The following is a 15,635-nucleotide window of genomic DNA, read 5'->3' as shown; positions in this document are numbered from 1 at the left end:
CCCAAGAAGTCTGCTTGATCCAGAAGTTGCCTTTGAAGCTTGTTCGGATGATGGGTAGCTGGTCAAGGAGCATTTGTTTAGTTGGCTGAGAACTTATCAAATTAAAAAAGGCAGATCATTTGATCTGCCTTTTTGGGTAAGTAATCGGGCTCGAACCGACGACCCCTAGAACCACAATCTAGTGCTCTAACCAACTGAGCTATACCTACCGTGATTTTGATGATACAAAAGTACGATTAAACCCTATTCCCTCCAAATATTTGACTGAAAAAAAACAGCGTTTAAAGCCAACTGGGTGAAGATTAGTTTATTAAATTTTAATAAAAAACATCTAAAGGGTTGCATTTCGATAATGCCATGCATTTGGCTGCTCCAAATTTGTCATTTGTGTCCAATTTTTAATAAAAAAGGCGGTTACTATTAAAGAGACCGCCTTTTTTATTAGAAGGAATACCCTTAAATCATTTCTACACTTCTCTTCACAAAAGATGTCAGATCTGCTCCAGACAATAAACCTCTGGATAAGAGTGCTAAATCAAAAGCTTGTTTTGCCAGTTTTGAACCTTCTTCGTCTGATGACGATAAAATTCTTTTGATCAGCGGATGGTTCCCATTGACTGTTACCTTATAATTATCGGGCAATGAACCATAAAAATTCATGCCACCACCTGTCTTGGCCATATCTTTCATTCGACGCATAAATTCATCAATTGTTACCGATACAGGCAGGTCACTTTCATTTAACGCGTCAACTTCAACTTTCATATCTTGGCGCGAAATTGCTTTTTCGAAAACCTCCAGCGCTTTTTTGGATTCTTCTTCTGAAAGGGCCAATTCAACCTTTTCATCTTTTTGGATCAACTTATCGATAACGTCAGCATCTACACGTTTCAGCTGTACCTTATCGCCGCCCTTTTGCTCTAAATAAGCTGCAAAGTGTGTATCCAATGGCCCATCAAGCATCAAAACATCATAACCTTTGTTTAATGCTGTTTGGATAAAGCCATCTTGTTGAGCGGCGTCATGTGTATATAAGTAGACAATGTTACCATCTTTATCTACCTGGATATCTTTGACCTTTTCGTAATACTCTTTAATGGTGAAGCTTTGGTTACCTGTGTTTTTTACTAAACAGAAGTCATTTGCTTTTTCAGCAAATTTCTCATCGCTAAGCATACCGTATTTGATAAATAAACCGATATCCGTCCATTTCTCTTCAAATCCCTTACGGTCGGTCTTAAATATTTCGTTCAATTTGTCAGCCACCTTTTTGGTGATATAACTGTTGATTTTTTTTACGTTACTGTCTGCCTGTAAAAATGAACGGGATACGTTTAACGGAATGTCCGGTGAATCAATTACCCCATGAAGTAACATCAAGAATTCAGGAACAATATCTTTCACCTCGTCGGTGATAAACACTTGTCGAGAATAGAGTTTAATTTTATTACGCTGGATTTCCAGTTCATTTTTAACTTTAGGGAAGTAGAGGATACCTGTCAGGTTGAATGGGTAATCAACATTGAGGTGTATCCAAAACAAAGGTTCATCCATTGAATATGGATAGAGTTCGCGGTAGAAGGCTAGATAATCTTCGTCTTTTAATTCAGACGGTGATTTTGTCCAGGCTGGATTGGTATTATTGATGATATTATCTACCTCTACAGATTTGTATTTTGGTTTTCCTTCTTCGTCTTCACCGTCCTGTTCAGAATTTGTTTTGGTGCCAAAACGGATTGAAACAGGAAGAAATTTAGCATACTTATCTAAAATGTCCTGTAGTCGTGCCTGGCTTAAAAATTCTGTTGATTCTTCATTAATATGTAAGATGACGTCGGTACCACGTGTGGTTCTTGAGCCCGTAGAAATTTCGTAAGATGTACTACCATCGCAAGTCCAATGAGCCGGTTCTGCGCCATCTTGATAGGATAAAGATTGGATTTCTACGGTATCGGCTACCATAAATGCGGAATAGAAGCCTAAACCAAAGCGACCAATGATTTCATTTGCGTCATTTGCCTCCTTGAATTTTTCCATGAACTCTGTTGCTCCTGAGAAAGCGATCTGGTTGATGTATTTTTTTATTTCATCGGCTGTCATACCAATACCATTATCGGAAATAGTGATGGTCTTGGCCGCTTCATCAAATTTTACGTCTACAATCAATTCTCCTGTTTCCCCTTGGTATTGACCCAAAGAAGCCAGACGTTTGATTTTTTGAGAAGCATCAACGGCATTAGATACCAGTTCACGCAAGAAAATTTCATTATCAGAGTATAAGAACTTTTTGATTACGGGAAATATATTCTCCGTGTGAATTGAAATACTACCTTTTTCTGGATTCATAATTTGTATGTCGCTATTTTAATTTTATGATTTGTTTAAAACATACAATCAGTGTTCCAAATCGTCCCTACAGGACATGATGGCAGAAAACCGCCTATTTTGTCATAGGCTCATTCGGTGATTTACGGACTCGTAAAGCAAACTGTCATATAGCGTAAGTCCCTTTCGCTAATTTAGACCTGGGCTCTGTGGGAAGTTGGCGACATGTGCATATTTGGGACCTAATCCAATGATGGCATCCTTCCATAGCAATTCGCCATTACCTTCAAAAATGAGCTGTTGGTGGTATTTGTTTTGTACAGCCCAGCTATTTTCTTTGATTTCGCCGTCCAACTGACCGGCAGACCATCCAGAATATCCGATAAAGAATTTTAATTCGTCAGGTTTTATGCTATCGGTTTGTATGGCTTCAATAAGCTTTTCTTCATCGCCTCCAAAATAGATTCCAGGAGCCACTTCCTCGCCACTTAGCAGTAAATCAAAACGGCTATGTACAAAAAAAAGACTTTCCTGAGCCACAGGACCACCGACGTAGATGGGGAAATTGCAATTCGGTATAGATTCCAATAATTGGCCTATGCGAACATTGGTTTGATTATTTAGGACAAATCCGAGGGAACCCTCTGTATTGTATTCACATAACAATATCACGGATCTGAGGAATCTAGGGTCTAGCATAAATGGCTCGGAAATCAATAGACTTCCTTTTTGTGGGTTTAGTTCGGTAAACATATAGCGCGAATTTTAATTATTTATTGAATTTAATCTTTTTTATTTAATCTATGCGAGATTTGTGCCAAAATTGAGATTTTGTCAATTTCTACTAACTTTATAGAGAAAAAGCAATGATTTTAGTAAGTTTGTGGGATATAAAACAGGTTTCTATGTCCATTCAACATAAAGATATTGCAGCAATCAGACAGGATTACGTATTAGGTAGCCTATCTGAATCGGATGTGGATCGTAATCCAGTCCACCAGTTTAAAAAATGGTTTGATGAGGCTATTCACAGCGAGGTAATCGAGCCTAATGCCATGGTGCTTTCAACGGTGTCATCCGATCAATTACCTTCCTCGCGAGTTGTTTTATTGAAGGACATTGTAGCTGAAGGACTGGTCTTTTTTACAAATTATGAAAGCCGTAAAGGGGAAGACATGAAAGCGAATCCGCATGTTGCCATGTTGTTTTTTTGGCCTGAATTACAAAGGCAGGTCCGAATTGAAGGTGTTATTGATTTTGTAAGTGAGGCCGATTCCGATGAATATTTCCAATCGCGCCCAAAAGCAAGCCGTATCGGTGCACTAGCATCCCCGCAGAGCCATGAAATCCCCAACCGTAGTTTTTTGGAAAACAGGGTGGAAGCACTCGAAAACCAATACAATGGAAGCGATTCTGTACCGAGACCGTCACATTGGGGTGGCTATCTGTTGAAACCGATTTATTTTGAGTTTTGGCAGGGGCGTGCAAGCCGGCTACATGATCGCATAGTCTATAAAAAGGTGTCGGATTCCTGGAAGATTACGCGTATAGCTCCATAAATATGACATTTGACGAAATTAAATCGATGCTTGTTTCCAAATTTGGAACTCAACTTATTCTTAAAGAAGATCGCAACGGGCTGCAGCCTGCACTATTTATAGATAAAGCAGATATTGTAGCCGTTTGTTTATTCCTCCGGGATACAGAAGGCTTATATTTTGATTTTTTAAGCAACCTTACTGCAGTGGATTATCAAACGCATTTTAGCATTGTCTACCATTTAAATTCCTTGCCGTATCAACACAGTTTGGTCTTAAAAGTTGAGTTGTCTGGTCATCGTTCGCTGGATGAACTACCGGAGATTCCTTCGCTTACTTCGGTGTGGCGCACGGCAGACTGGCATGAGCGCGAAGCATTTGACCTGATGGGGATTTATTTTGAGGGACATCCGGACCTTAGAAGGATTTTGCTGCCTGACGATTGGGAGGGCTATCCTTTACGGAAGGATTATGAGGAAGCGGAGAAATATCATGGCATTCATATTAATTGATAGAAATGGCGAATCCAAAATATAAAGAGGCATTACTGCGCTATGAAAAACACCTTACAGAGATCTCAAGTCAGGAAATGGTGTTGAATATGGGACCTCAGCACCCTTCGACACATGGTGTGCTTCGGTTACAACTGATTACAGACGGAGAGATCGTAAAAGAGGTTGTTCCACATTTGGGTTATCTGCATCGTTGTTTCGATAAGCATGCTGAATCGTTGAATTATGCAAAAACAATTCCTTTTACTGATCGCTTGGACTATTTGGCTTCGATGAACAATAGCCATGCTTTCGTTATGGGAGTTGAACGTATGCTTGGCCTTGACAGCAAAATACCTAAAAGAATAGAGTACATTCGGGTTTTGGTCTGTGAACTCAACCGAATAGCATCCCACCTGATTGCTATTGGTACATATGGTATTGATATCGGTGCCACAACGCCATTTTTGTGGTGTTTTCGGGATCGTGAACATATCATGAATATGTTGGAATGGACCTCAGGTTCCAGGATGCTGTACAACTATATCTGGGTAGGCGGGTTATTTTATGATTTGCCCGTTGGCTTTGAAGAGCGCTGTACAGAATTTATCACGTATTTCAAACCTAAATTGGTCGAACTGGATGAGATATTGACACAGAACCAAATATTTATTTCCCGTACGGCTAAAATAGGTGTACTTCCTGCTGATGTTGCTATAAATTATGGTGTATCGGGACCTATGCTGCGTGCTTCGGGAATAAAATGGGATTTGAGACGCATAGATGGTTATTCTGTCTACCCAGAAATTGATTTCGAGATACCTGTGGGAAAAGGTGAAATGGGGGTAATCGGTGATTGCTGGGATCGTTATAAAGTTAGGGTGGACGAGGTCAAGGAATCGGTTCGCATTGTCGAACAATGCCTTGAACGACTACAGAAAGACTTTAAACGTACGGCCGAATTTGATCCGCGCGCTTTGGTCCCGAAGAAAGTGAATCTGAAAGCTCAGGACTACTATGTCCGTGCTGAAAATCCGAAAGGAGAATTAGGGTTTTATTTTGTCACAAAAGATAAATCAGATATCCCGTTGCGGGTCAAGTCAAGGGGCCCAAGCTTTAATAACCTTTCCGTGATTTCAGAACTTGGAAAAGGGGTGCTGATTGCTGATTTAATTGCGATCCTAGGATCGATTGATATCGTTTTGGGAGAGGTTGATCGTTAGACTGCGGTAGTGTGCATGTTTTATAAACGATTTAGCAAAATAAAATAGAGATTGTATTGAAAATGTTGCATGAAAACGCAATTAAATTTGTAATTGAAAGCAATTTTCATCATATTTGCAGTCTCATAATTTAAGTTTATAATTGGTTAATGAAAGCTCGTTACTCCCAAAGTAACGGGCTTCTCTTTTTTATAGCGTGCAATCTATTGATGCTGTGTATTTATGATACTGGTGTGTTGGTTTGAGCTTGAAGGGTTTACAGCCTTTTCTCGCGAGTATTGTTGATTATCCTGTAGATTTCATCTAATTCCTGTACTAGAATTTAACGTAAATGATTACCTTTACTGGTCTTAAATATAAAAAAGTGACGGATAGTTTAGTTATCATTCCAACATATAATGAAAAGGAAAATATTGAAAAAATCATTCGCAAAGTTTTTTCCTTATCACACGCATTTGATATTCTAATTGTAGACGATGGTTCGCCCGATGGGACGGCTACAATCATCAAGAATTTACAGGTTAATGAATTTTCTGGCCGTTTGTTTATCGAAGAGCGAATCGGGAAGCTGGGTTTAGGAACAGCGTATATCCATGGATTTAAATGGGCGCTATCCCGCGAACATTACCGCTATATTTTCGAAATGGATGCAGATTTCAGCCACAATCCAGAGGATTTACTTCGTTTACGGCAGGCTTGTGCGGATGGTGCAGACATGAGCATAGGTTCGCGTTATATCAAGGGCGTGAATGTTGTCAATTGGCCGATGAGCCGTGTGTTGATGTCCTATTTTGCTTCAGTATATGTTCGTTTTATAACGGGAATAAATATCCAGGATGCTACCGCAGGATTTGTTTGTTTCACCAGGGAAGTCCTGAGGACAATCCCACTCGAAAAGATTAAGTTTGTAGGGTATGCTTTCCAGATTGAAATGAAATTCACCGCCATAAAATATGGCTTTGATGTAGTCGAAGTACCCATTATATTCACAGATCGGACCGAAGGCACATCAAAGATGAGCACAAGTATCTTTAAGGAAGCTTTTTTTGGAGTTATCCAATTGAAATTAGGAAGTATCGGAAAGCGGTACAAGAGAAATTAAAAGATCGCTACAATGAACGAGAATTTAGATCCAAATCCAGGGCGTCTGAGCAACACAGATCGTGATATTGAACGGGCATTGCGGCCTCAGGCTTTTGAAGATTTTACAGGTCAGGCTAAAATATTAGAGAACCTCAATATTTTTGTGAAGGCAGCCAGGCTGAGAGGCGAGGCGCTGGATCACGTTTTGCTACATGGCCCCCCAGGCTTAGGAAAGACGACCTTATCCCATATCATTGCTAATGAGATGGGTGTTGGCATTAAAATTACTTCGGGACCTGTATTGGATAAACCGGGTGATCTTGCAGGATTATTGACAAATCTCGAAGAAGGGGATGTCTTGTTTATCGATGAGATCCACCGTTTAAGCCCTTTAGTAGAAGAATATCTCTATTCGGCAATGGAAGATTTTAAAATCGACATTATGCTGGAAACAGGACCGAATGCACGGTCTGTGCAGATCTCCCTTAATCCGTTTACCCTAATCGGGGCAACAACGCGATCAGGACTTTTGACAGCCCCTTTGCGTGCACGCTTTGGAATTAATTCGCGCCTACAATATTATGATGCGAAACTCCTGACAACTATCGTGTTGCGTTCGGCACATATCTTAAACACACCGATTTCTGATGAAGGTGCCTATGAGATTGCACGAAGGAGCAGAGGTACACCCCGGATAGCCAATGCTTTACTGCGCCGTACACGGGATTTTGCACAGATAAAGGGTAACGGAAGCATCGATAAAGAAATAGCGAAATATGCTTTGCACGCGCTTAATGTGGATGAAAATGGTTTAGACGAGATGGACAACAAAATCTTAACGACTATTATAGACAAATTTAAAGGTGGACCTGTCGGTTTAAAAACTGTAGCCACAGCAGTTGGGGAGGATGAAGGTACGATTGAGGAAGTATACGAACCCTTTCTGATTCAAGAAGGATACATTATGCGGACCTCGCGGGGTCGCGAATGTACAGAGGCTGCTTATAAGCATTTGGGCCGTGTCAATCACTCGAAAGGAAATACATTGTTTTAATCGCGAATAGAAACGATACTTTAACTTTTCTGCTGAATAATTTTATTGGTCCGGCTCATTAGGGCTGGACTCGGTTTTGTTCGTTGAAAATAGCTTATCTGAGCCTGTAACTCCTCATGTATCCAAGGGTACTTTTTTCGTAGGTTATTTAAGATGTCCAGGCAGTTGACCAATACAGCGACAGGACATGTAGGTTCGATCATCCATTGGAAGGAATGCTCGATAATTTCTTCTTCTATCTCATTTTGAAGTGTATATTCTTTATTTTTTTTAGACGTTAAAAATAATAGAATTTTAGTATAGCTTCTAAGACAACTCCAGTTTTTTTGTTTTTTTAAATTGTTCAAAAATTGCGGGAGAACAGATTTTAGCAACGCTGTATTCTTTAAAACGATGGTTTCAAATACCCATGCGGCGCGAAAGGCAACCTTTTTATCCTTCTCTAAGGAGATGTTCAGCAGATCAGCCAGGGTTATTCCTTGGAGCATCTCCAAAGAAAAATCCGTTACCTCGAAAGATCTCAAGGTAACGGATAAAAATGCTAATTTTTCATTGTAGGTCATGTAACCGTTATTTTTGTGGCTTTTCTCGATTCATTTCAGTCATGTCAACTTCGTTCATCTTGGAATCACCCAATAGATATTGGCTAAAGTAATCGCCCATTTTCCAGAAGAAATACTCCGTCATATCGCCAAAGCCATGTCTTTGTCCAGGTAATAGCAGGAAATCAAATCTTTTGTTAGCCTTGATCAATGCGTCTACCATGCGAATTGAATTTGCCGGGTGCACATTGTTGTCAATGTCTCCTGTAGCGATAAGTAGTCTGCCTTTTAGGTTTTTTGCGAGCTCTGTATTTTTATTGATTTGGTAGGAGAATGTTGTATCGCCTTTAGCCGATACTTTTTCTGTCACCCCATGATGACGCTCACTCCACCAGCGGTTGTAAATCTGATTTTCATGGTTTCCGGCGCCAGACACCGCAACTTTAAAGAAGTCAGGGTAAACAAGCATCGCCGCTGTAGACATAAAACCACCGCCGGAGTGACCAGTTATACCAACGCGGTTAATGTCGATGTATTTATAACGATCTGCGAGCTGTTCCGCCGCTACTTTTTTATCTTCCAAACCATAATCGCGCAGATTGCCATATCCATAGGTATGATACCATTGCGAACGTGAAGGATGTCCACCACGGTTACCAACTGTGATGACGATAAAGCCAAACTGCGCTAGCCTATCGATTCTGTCCATGCTTCTTCCAAAGGATTTATTGACAGCTTCGGTTTGAGGCCCAGGGTATACATATTCCACAATTGGATAAGTTCTGGTACTGTCAAAGTCAAATGGTTTGTACATGACCCCATAGAGATCCGTGGTGCCATCCCCAGCTTTCACTTTAAAAGGTTCTGGAAATTTGTACCCGGCAGCAAATAGCAAGGATAGGTCAGCTTTTTCCAGTGTCATTATTTTCTGTCCATTGCTATTGTATAAGACGGATTCAGGAGTCGTGTTTACTCTGGAGGAATTATTGACAAAATATCGGTAAGATTCGCTCACTTCCACTTGGTGGTCAAAGTTTCCTGGATTCAATAATTTAATTCCGGAACCATTTGTATTTACACTGTACTGATGTAGATAATAGGGGTCTTCGTTTTTCTCACGTCCCGATGCTGTAAAGTATAATGTTCCGGAAGCAGGGTCAAAGCCGGTAATTTCCTCCGTATGAAAAGCTCCTTTTGTAATTTGATTAATCAATTTTCCATTTGTGTCGTAGAGGTAGTAGTGGCCCCAGCCATCTCTTTCCGACCAATGAACTAATTGCTTCTTGTTTTCGATCAGGAATGGTTTTTGAACATCCAGATATACATTGGAACGCTCCTGGATAATATTGTTTACCGTACCATTTATATTGACCTTTAGGAGATCAATTCGTTTCAGGTCGCGGCTAGAGCGTGAAATGTAAAACTCTTCGTTATTGCCCAGCCAATAGTTGGTAAAATAATCCTCTTTATAAGAATTTTTATCCGGGGTTTTTGTCCAGGTAGAGACGGTCTGATTTTTAAACGCAGCTATATTGATGCGGCGTGGAGTTTTTGCTGCCGCGTCGAAGATATATAGTTCAGTTTCTGTCGAATCGACTTCGCCTGGCATTTGGTATTTATAAGTTTCAAGTGTCGGCCGGGATGAGCCAACATTATTGATTACCCATAAGGGCTTTAGAGAACGGTTGTCCTTTCTGGTCAAGGTAAAATAACGTCCATCCGGAGACCAGCTGATCCATACCCGCTTGCGTTTAGTATCGTTGTCTTTATCTTTTTCCTCACCCGTAGTTGTGCTATATTCATCACCGCCCCAAGCATAATATTGCACCCCGTCTTTTGTTATCTGGTGCTCAACAATGGTGCTGTCTTTTTCATCCTTTACCGCTTTAAGATAGTTGGATTTGTCCATCCAATACAAGTTGTAATCTTTCGCAAAATAGACTGTATTGGTGTCAGGCGAGAATGTCGCCCAACCCAATGGCGGTTTTACCTTTGTCGAGTCGCTGATTTCTACCACAGACTGTGCTGCTAAGTCATATTCCAGATAAAATAGTTTCTTTTTGGTGGTATCGGACTTATTCTTGAGCTTTTGTATTTCATCTTTGGATTTTACGGTATCTTTGGTACTCTGAATCTGAAACCTCAATTTTTTCTCATCTTTGGTAAATCGAAGCCCCTGTAATTCCAGATGTTGGGCATCTACAGGATTTTTAACGATTTTAGTAATTTGAGCGGCGAGGTTGTCGTTATTGAAAAGAAGTTCTTTCTTTTTCAGCGCAGGGTTTACAATGTACCAGTTTCTTCCCTGCGGACTTGCGTAATCATACCAAAAGCGATCGGAAAAATTGATCCAATTTGGTTTGATGCTCGTCGAAAAAATCATTTTCTTTAATTTTTCAGGGGAGAATTTTGCAGCCAGCTGATAATTTGACTTTATAGGGGCTTCCTTCGCCTGTTGTGCAGCGCTAACATAGGGCAATAAGCTCGCCGCTAAGATTAAGTAGTACTTATGCATTAATAATATAGATAATTGTATAATAATGGTTCTGAACGTAAAAATATCTATTATTAGGTTCTTTTGCGAATGATTCGTGTAATAATCCTATGATGGATAGAAGTTTTCATTGAAATTGACCAGAAAAAGTTCCTTTGTTGCTCGGGTAACCCCAGTGTATAACCATCTTAAAAATTCAAGATCCAACATATCATCGTTTATATAGCCCTGGTCAACAAACACGATTGGCCATTGACCACCTTGTGCTTTATGGCAGGTAATTGCAAATGCAAATTTAATCTGAAGCGCATTATAATAGGGGTCTTTTTTGATTGCTTCGAGCCTGTCCTTCTTATCCATGATATCGGCATAATCCAAGGCAATCTCTTCGTAGAGAGCTTTTTGGCTTTCATAGGGCAGATTGGGGCCGTCTGTATAGAGGCTATCTAAGATAACGCGGCAGGTGATGGGTTCTATTTCGTCAATGTCTACAAATTCAAGTGTGACATCTGCAAATCGAAATCCATGCTGATCGTGGATGTTACTTACTTTTCGTACTTTGGCCATATCGCCATTTGCAATAAATCCATCGCCCATGTTGTTTTCCTGTAACCAGAAGTAGTTGTTTTTTACAACCATAATATAATCTCCGCCCGTCAGTTCCTCGTCCCGGAACAAAATTCGGTTCCTTATATTTTGGTTGTATAAATTTGCAGATCGATTTGAACGGCAGATAATCATGGTATTTTCGAGTCCATATTTGTCATATGCATAGTTTATACCTTCGATTAACCGTTCACCTGTCATTCTGTAAAGATCTTTAAATCCTTTTGTTATGAATTTTGGAAAAGGGAAGTCGTCTTGACCTTCTTCTGCCGAGGTTATCTCTTCGCGTATTTTGGTTGCATTGTACAATATACCGGAGTCTTTGGATTGGCGGACAACCGTGGTTAGCTCAAAAGGATAAACGCAAAGATGAAATTCACTTTCGAGATAGCTTGGGTTTAAGGCAGGACTATCCAGGAGTCCTACAGGAGGTAATTGAGCCGTATCTCCAACAAATAATAGGGTACAGTTCTTCCCCGATTGTACATAACGGATCAAGTCGTCCAACAGGCTTGCCGAAAATGCATTCACAGGTGCGTTGGATATCATTGAAGCTTCATCGATGATAAATAAAGTGTCTTCGTGCAGGTTCTCCGCCAAGGTGAAATCCAGCTGAAATGATACAGCAGATTTTTTTCGGTATATTTTTTTGTGTATTGTCAGTGCTTTGCGACCAGAATAATAGGTGATCACTTTTGCCGCCCTGCCTGTTGGTGCCAGCAGAACAGCCTTTTTCCGTAATGCAGGCAGCACTTTAACCAGCGCCGAAATTAATGTTGTTTTTCCCGTACCAGCGTATCCTTTAAGTACAAAGCAGGATTGCTTGTCAAAAGCGAGAAGAAATTCTTGCAATAATTCGAAAGCCTCCAACTGCTGTTCGGTGGCTTGCCATGGGAATTGCTGTATTAACAGATTTTTGATGAACACCCTCAAAGTTATTTAAAAGGTTTGTCTTATCCTCTAGAAAAAGCTATTTTTGCTCTAAGAAGTTTTAATTTTTACAATTCAGCGAATGAATTATATTTCAAAACAATTTAATATTCATTATTTACCGGAGTACAATCTTTTGGTCAAGGCTGGCTTTCAGAAGGATGTCTTGGCGGTGGTTGATAAAAAGTCGATCGCACCGATTTTGATCGAGTATCCGTCTGAGGAGCCAATTTTGGATGCCACACGGATTATGAGCCTTCCGTTTCGATTTGTCCGCGTTGTGATACCACATCAAACTTTTACGTTTATTCCAAAAGAATTTTTTCTGAGCGAAAATATCAGCGATTACCTACAGTTTTTAGGTACAACTGATCTTGAAAATACATTTAGCTATTCTTTAGATAATCTTAATTTAGTTGCTGTATACCAGTTTGATGGGCTTTTATTAAATAGGTGGAAGCGGTTGTTTCCTGATGCTGTTATACTTCCCGAATTTGCGGTTGTGCTTGATCGTGCCCAGGAGCGTGTATCTATTAGAGGGAGTGTGCTGGGGCTTCATTTTGTAGCTGAAAATACAGTTGATTTTTATCTGTTTAAAAACGGGGTTTTTCAGCTTTATAATAGTTTTGAAATTCATAATCTTGATGATATCAGCTACTATGTCCTTAATATTTTAACACAATTCAATCTAGGGGACTCCATCAATAAAGTGCTCCTTTCAGGAGAAATTCCAAATGAATCCTATTATAAACGTATCTCTACTTATGCGGGTGATATCGAAATATTGGATTTGAAGACAAAAGTCGTATTGGCGGATAGCGAGATCGAGTCAAATTTGACCCCATATAATGTATTGTTTGATTCTATACTATGCGAATAATCGGAGGTCGTTTAGGTGGTTTAAGGCTGAACCCACCAACCAATTTACCTGTGAGGCCAACCACGGATATCGCTAAGGAAGCGCTGTTTAATATTTTACAGAACCGACTGGATTTTGATAGTTTAAAGTGTCTGGATCTTTTTGCAGGAACAGGAAATATTAGTTTTGAGCTCGCATCGCGAGATGTGGAGTCAGTAGATGCAATAGATCTTCATTTCAAATGCGTGCAATATATCAATGAAACAGCCGGGAAGATGAAACTGGAGCAAATTAAAACAAGGAAAGCCGATGTATTTAAGTTTATTGCCAGTTGTAAGGATACCTATGATTTTATTTTTGCAGACCCACCTTATGATATTCCTAAATTGCCACAATTGCCAAAATTAATTTTTGAACAGGAATTGCTGCATGAACATGGGCTCCTTGTTGTTGAGCATCCGTCAACAAGACAAATGGAAGATCATCCAAATTTTATAGAAACTAGAAAATACGGGTATTCATCATTTTCTTTTTACGCTAAGACTATCTAATATGAAAATTGCTGTTTTTCCGGGCTCTTTTGACCCCTTTACATTAGCTCATCAAGATCTTGTTGAGAGAGCAATGCCGCTATTTGATAAAATTATTATTGCAGTGGGCTATAATGCCAATAAAAAAGGAATGTTAGATCATGACGAACGGGTAGATTCAATTAGCCGTGTTTTTAACGATGTGAGTAGGGTTGAGGTGCATAAATATAAAGGTCTTACAGTAGATTTCTGTAAGCAAGTTAAAGCAGGTTTTATATTGCGTGGGCTCCGAAATACCAATGATTTTGAATATGAAAATGCAGTTGCTCAAAATAATTTGTTGCTCAATAATGATGTTGAAAGTTATTTTTTAATGAGTAGATCTGGAAAGGCTCATATTTCTTCATCCATTGTTAGAGACGTGTGGTTTAATGGAGGAGATATCAGTGCGATGGTGCCTGTTTCCATTTTATCCTTACTGAATGAAAAAATAAGATAAGTTGCCTCGGGCTGAGAAAAAGTTATTGAAAAACAGGTGTTTATATTCGTTATCTAAATCATCTGTTTTCTTTATTTTAGAACAGCTCACTTTCTCCTATACGGTATAGCCAAATATTATTTGGTAACTTGATTAGTATATTTTTAATGTTCTTATTTTCAATATACTAGATTGTTTTTTTGTGCTTTTGGTCTAGTAATCGCTTGCTTGGTTTAAGAGGTAATACTCTTCCGGTGTCAGCTTGATTTCTACAGCTCTGCTAAGTTCTTCGAGCTGCTGGATACTAGTTGCACTCACTATAGGCGCTGTAACTGAAGGCCTGTGTAAACTCCAGGCTAACGCTATAGCGGACATGCTAGCTTGTTGTGTATGTGCTATCTCAGCCAAAACATCTAAAATGCGCAGGCCGCGGGTGTTAAACTTGTCTTTTAATGCGTCATAACGCTTGGCACCTTTGATGTCATCAATAGAGCGGTATTTACCCGACAGGAAACCACTGGCAAGTGAATAATAGCTGATGACGCCAAGATGATTATCGAGGGCCAATTGTTCATACTGCTCTTCGTATTTCATCCGGTCGTAAAGGTTATATTCGGGCTGAATAGCGATATAATACGGTAAATTGTGGTCTTCGGCTATACGAAGGGATTCTGAAATCCGTTCTGGACTTAGGTTGGAAGCACCGATCCATTTTATTTTTCCATTCTGTATCAGGTTATGATAAGCCTCCAGTGTTTCATCGATTCCAGTTGTCAGATCATCGTGATGAGATTGATAAAGATCGATTGTGTCTACATTCAATCGCAGGAGTGAATCTTCCACAGATTTAATAATATACTCTTTTTTAAGATTAGGTTTACTATTGTCTATTCGACGTCCGCCGACTTTTGTTGCAATCTGAATTTTATCGCGAATATCTCTTTTGCTGATCCATTTGCCAATGATTGTTTCTGATTCTGACCCACTGTGTCCCGGCACCCAATGTGAATAGTTGTTGGATGTATCAATAAGACTGAATCCCATATCGATAAAAGCATCTAACAGGGCGAAAGATTGTTTCTCATCGACGGTCCAGCCAAATACATTTCCACCGAAAACAAGAGGTTTGAATTCAATTTCACTGTTTCCGAGTTTTACTTTTTCCATAATCATTTGATTGTTTTCTGATTAAAAATACGTAAAAAAGGTCGTTTTCAATCGTTCTATAGGGAAATGAAAAGTTTTTTTAAAATTTTCTCATTCATTTTCAATGAGTTTTAAAAATGATCAGTATAGTGATTTGGAATAATAAAAACTTTACTTACTTTTGCATCATCCCAAACGGATATGCCCGGATGGCGGAATTGGTAGACGCGCTGGTCTCAAACACCAGTGGGAAACCGTGCCGGTTCGACTCCGGCTCCGGGTACTAAAGCTTCTCAATCGAGAAGCTTTTTTTAGGATCATACCGAAAGTTTGGGG

General features: G+C 39.7%; 14 protein-coding genes and 2 tRNA genes. 9 read left to right on the top strand and 7 right to left on the bottom strand.

The window, feature by feature from the left end:
• Positions 1-135: 135 nt before the first annotated feature.
• The 3 genes from B4Z90_RS13780 to B4Z90_RS13770 form a co-directional block, all read right to left on the bottom strand.
• Positions 136-209, bottom strand: a tRNA-His gene (locus tag B4Z90_RS13780).
• 247 nt (positions 210-456) lie between these two features.
• Positions 457-2,346, bottom strand: a complete 1,890-nt coding sequence (htpG, locus tag B4Z90_RS13775) for a molecular chaperone HtpG (protein WP_070564247.1) — start codon at positions 2,344-2,346, stop codon at positions 457-459.
• A gap of 168 nt (positions 2,347-2,514) precedes the next feature.
• Positions 2,515-3,078 carry a YqgE/AlgH family protein gene (locus B4Z90_RS13770; RefSeq protein ID WP_286802518.1) on the bottom strand — a complete coding sequence of 188 codons (564 nt, stop codon included), beginning with the start codon at positions 3,076-3,078 and terminating at the stop codon, positions 2,515-2,517.
• A 152-nt stretch (positions 3,079-3,230) separates the two neighbouring features.
• Here B4Z90_RS13770 and pdxH point away from each other — a divergent pair, with 152 nt between their 5' ends.
• The 5 genes from pdxH (at position 3,231) to ruvB (ending at position 7,714) form a co-directional block, all read left to right on the top strand.
• Positions 3,231-3,884 carry a pyridoxamine 5'-phosphate oxidase gene (gene pdxH, locus B4Z90_RS13765; protein ID WP_070564556.1) on the top strand — a complete coding sequence of 218 codons (654 nt, stop codon included), beginning with the start codon at positions 3,231-3,233 and terminating at the stop codon, positions 3,882-3,884.
• Positions 3,885-3,886: 2 nt separating this feature from the next.
• Positions 3,887-4,375, top strand: coding sequence for an NADH-quinone oxidoreductase subunit C (locus B4Z90_RS13760; protein WP_070564240.1), 489 nt, complete (start codon positions 3,887-3,889; stop codon positions 4,373-4,375).
• Positions 4,376-4,380: 5 nt separating this feature from the next.
• Positions 4,381-5,577, top strand: coding sequence for an NADH-quinone oxidoreductase subunit D (locus B4Z90_RS13755; protein WP_070564238.1), 1,197 nt, complete (start codon positions 4,381-4,383; stop codon positions 5,575-5,577).
• Between the two features lie 364 nt (positions 5,578-5,941).
• Positions 5,942-6,679, top strand: a complete 738-nt coding sequence (locus B4Z90_RS13750; RefSeq protein ID WP_070564553.1) for a polyprenol monophosphomannose synthase — start codon at positions 5,942-5,944, stop codon at positions 6,677-6,679.
• A gap of 12 nt (positions 6,680-6,691) precedes the next feature.
• On the top strand, positions 6,692-7,714 hold the full coding sequence (gene ruvB, locus B4Z90_RS13745) for a Holliday junction branch migration DNA helicase RuvB (protein WP_070564235.1): 1,023 nt from the start codon (positions 6,692-6,694) through the stop codon (positions 7,712-7,714).
• A 20-nt stretch (positions 7,715-7,734) separates the two neighbouring features.
• On the opposite strand, the gene B4Z90_RS13740 is transcribed toward ruvB, so the two are convergent.
• From B4Z90_RS13740 to B4Z90_RS13730, 3 genes are all read right to left on the bottom strand, one after another.
• Complete coding sequence (locus B4Z90_RS13740) at positions 7,735-8,277, bottom strand: hypothetical protein (RefSeq protein WP_286802517.1); 543 nt, start codon at positions 8,275-8,277, stop codon at positions 7,735-7,737.
• A 7-nt stretch (positions 8,278-8,284) separates the two neighbouring features.
• Positions 8,285-10,771, bottom strand: coding sequence for a S9 family peptidase (locus B4Z90_RS13735; RefSeq protein ID WP_286802516.1), 2,487 nt, complete (start codon positions 10,769-10,771; stop codon positions 8,285-8,287).
• Positions 10,772-10,858: 87 nt separating this feature from the next.
• On the bottom strand, positions 10,859-12,283 hold the full coding sequence (locus tag B4Z90_RS13730; protein ID WP_286802515.1) for an ATP-dependent DNA helicase: 1,425 nt from the start codon (positions 12,281-12,283) through the stop codon (positions 10,859-10,861).
• An 85-nt stretch (positions 12,284-12,368) separates the two neighbouring features.
• Here B4Z90_RS13730 and B4Z90_RS13725 point away from each other — a divergent pair, with 85 nt between their 5' ends.
• From B4Z90_RS13725 to coaD, 3 genes are read left to right on the top strand one after another with little or no spacing between them, the layout of a single operon-like run.
• Complete coding sequence (locus B4Z90_RS13725; RefSeq protein WP_070564222.1) at positions 12,369-13,166, top strand: DUF3822 family protein; 798 nt, start codon at positions 12,369-12,371, stop codon at positions 13,164-13,166.
• Positions 13,157-13,696, top strand: a complete 540-nt coding sequence (gene rsmD, locus B4Z90_RS13720; protein WP_070564219.1) for a 16S rRNA (guanine(966)-N(2))-methyltransferase RsmD — start codon at positions 13,157-13,159, stop codon at positions 13,694-13,696. The genes B4Z90_RS13725 and rsmD overlap by 10 nt, the downstream gene beginning before the upstream one ends.
• 1 nt (position 13,697) lies before the next feature.
• Complete coding sequence (coaD, locus tag B4Z90_RS13715; RefSeq protein ID WP_070564216.1) at positions 13,698-14,174, top strand: pantetheine-phosphate adenylyltransferase; 477 nt, start codon at positions 13,698-13,700, stop codon at positions 14,172-14,174.
• 192 nt (positions 14,175-14,366) lie between these two features.
• Here coaD and B4Z90_RS13710 read toward each other — a convergent pair whose 3' ends face one another.
• Positions 14,367-15,320 (bottom strand): aldo/keto reductase, encoded by a 954-nt coding sequence (locus B4Z90_RS13710; RefSeq protein ID WP_070564213.1) that lies wholly within the window; start codon positions 15,318-15,320, stop codon positions 14,367-14,369.
• Between the two features lie 182 nt (positions 15,321-15,502).
• Here B4Z90_RS13710 and B4Z90_RS13705 point away from each other — a divergent pair.
• Positions 15,503-15,582, top strand: a tRNA-Leu gene (locus B4Z90_RS13705).
• Positions 15,583-15,635: the final 53 nt, after the last annotated feature.

This window comes from Sphingobacterium sp. UBA5639 (assembly GCF_002421245.1).
In the GTDB taxonomy this organism is placed as follows: Bacteria; Bacteroidota; Bacteroidia; order Sphingobacteriales; family Sphingobacteriaceae; genus Sphingobacterium; species Sphingobacterium multivorum.
The sequence above is the reverse complement of the archived record's forward strand: the minus strand, read 5'-3'. Positions and strand labels throughout refer to the sequence as shown.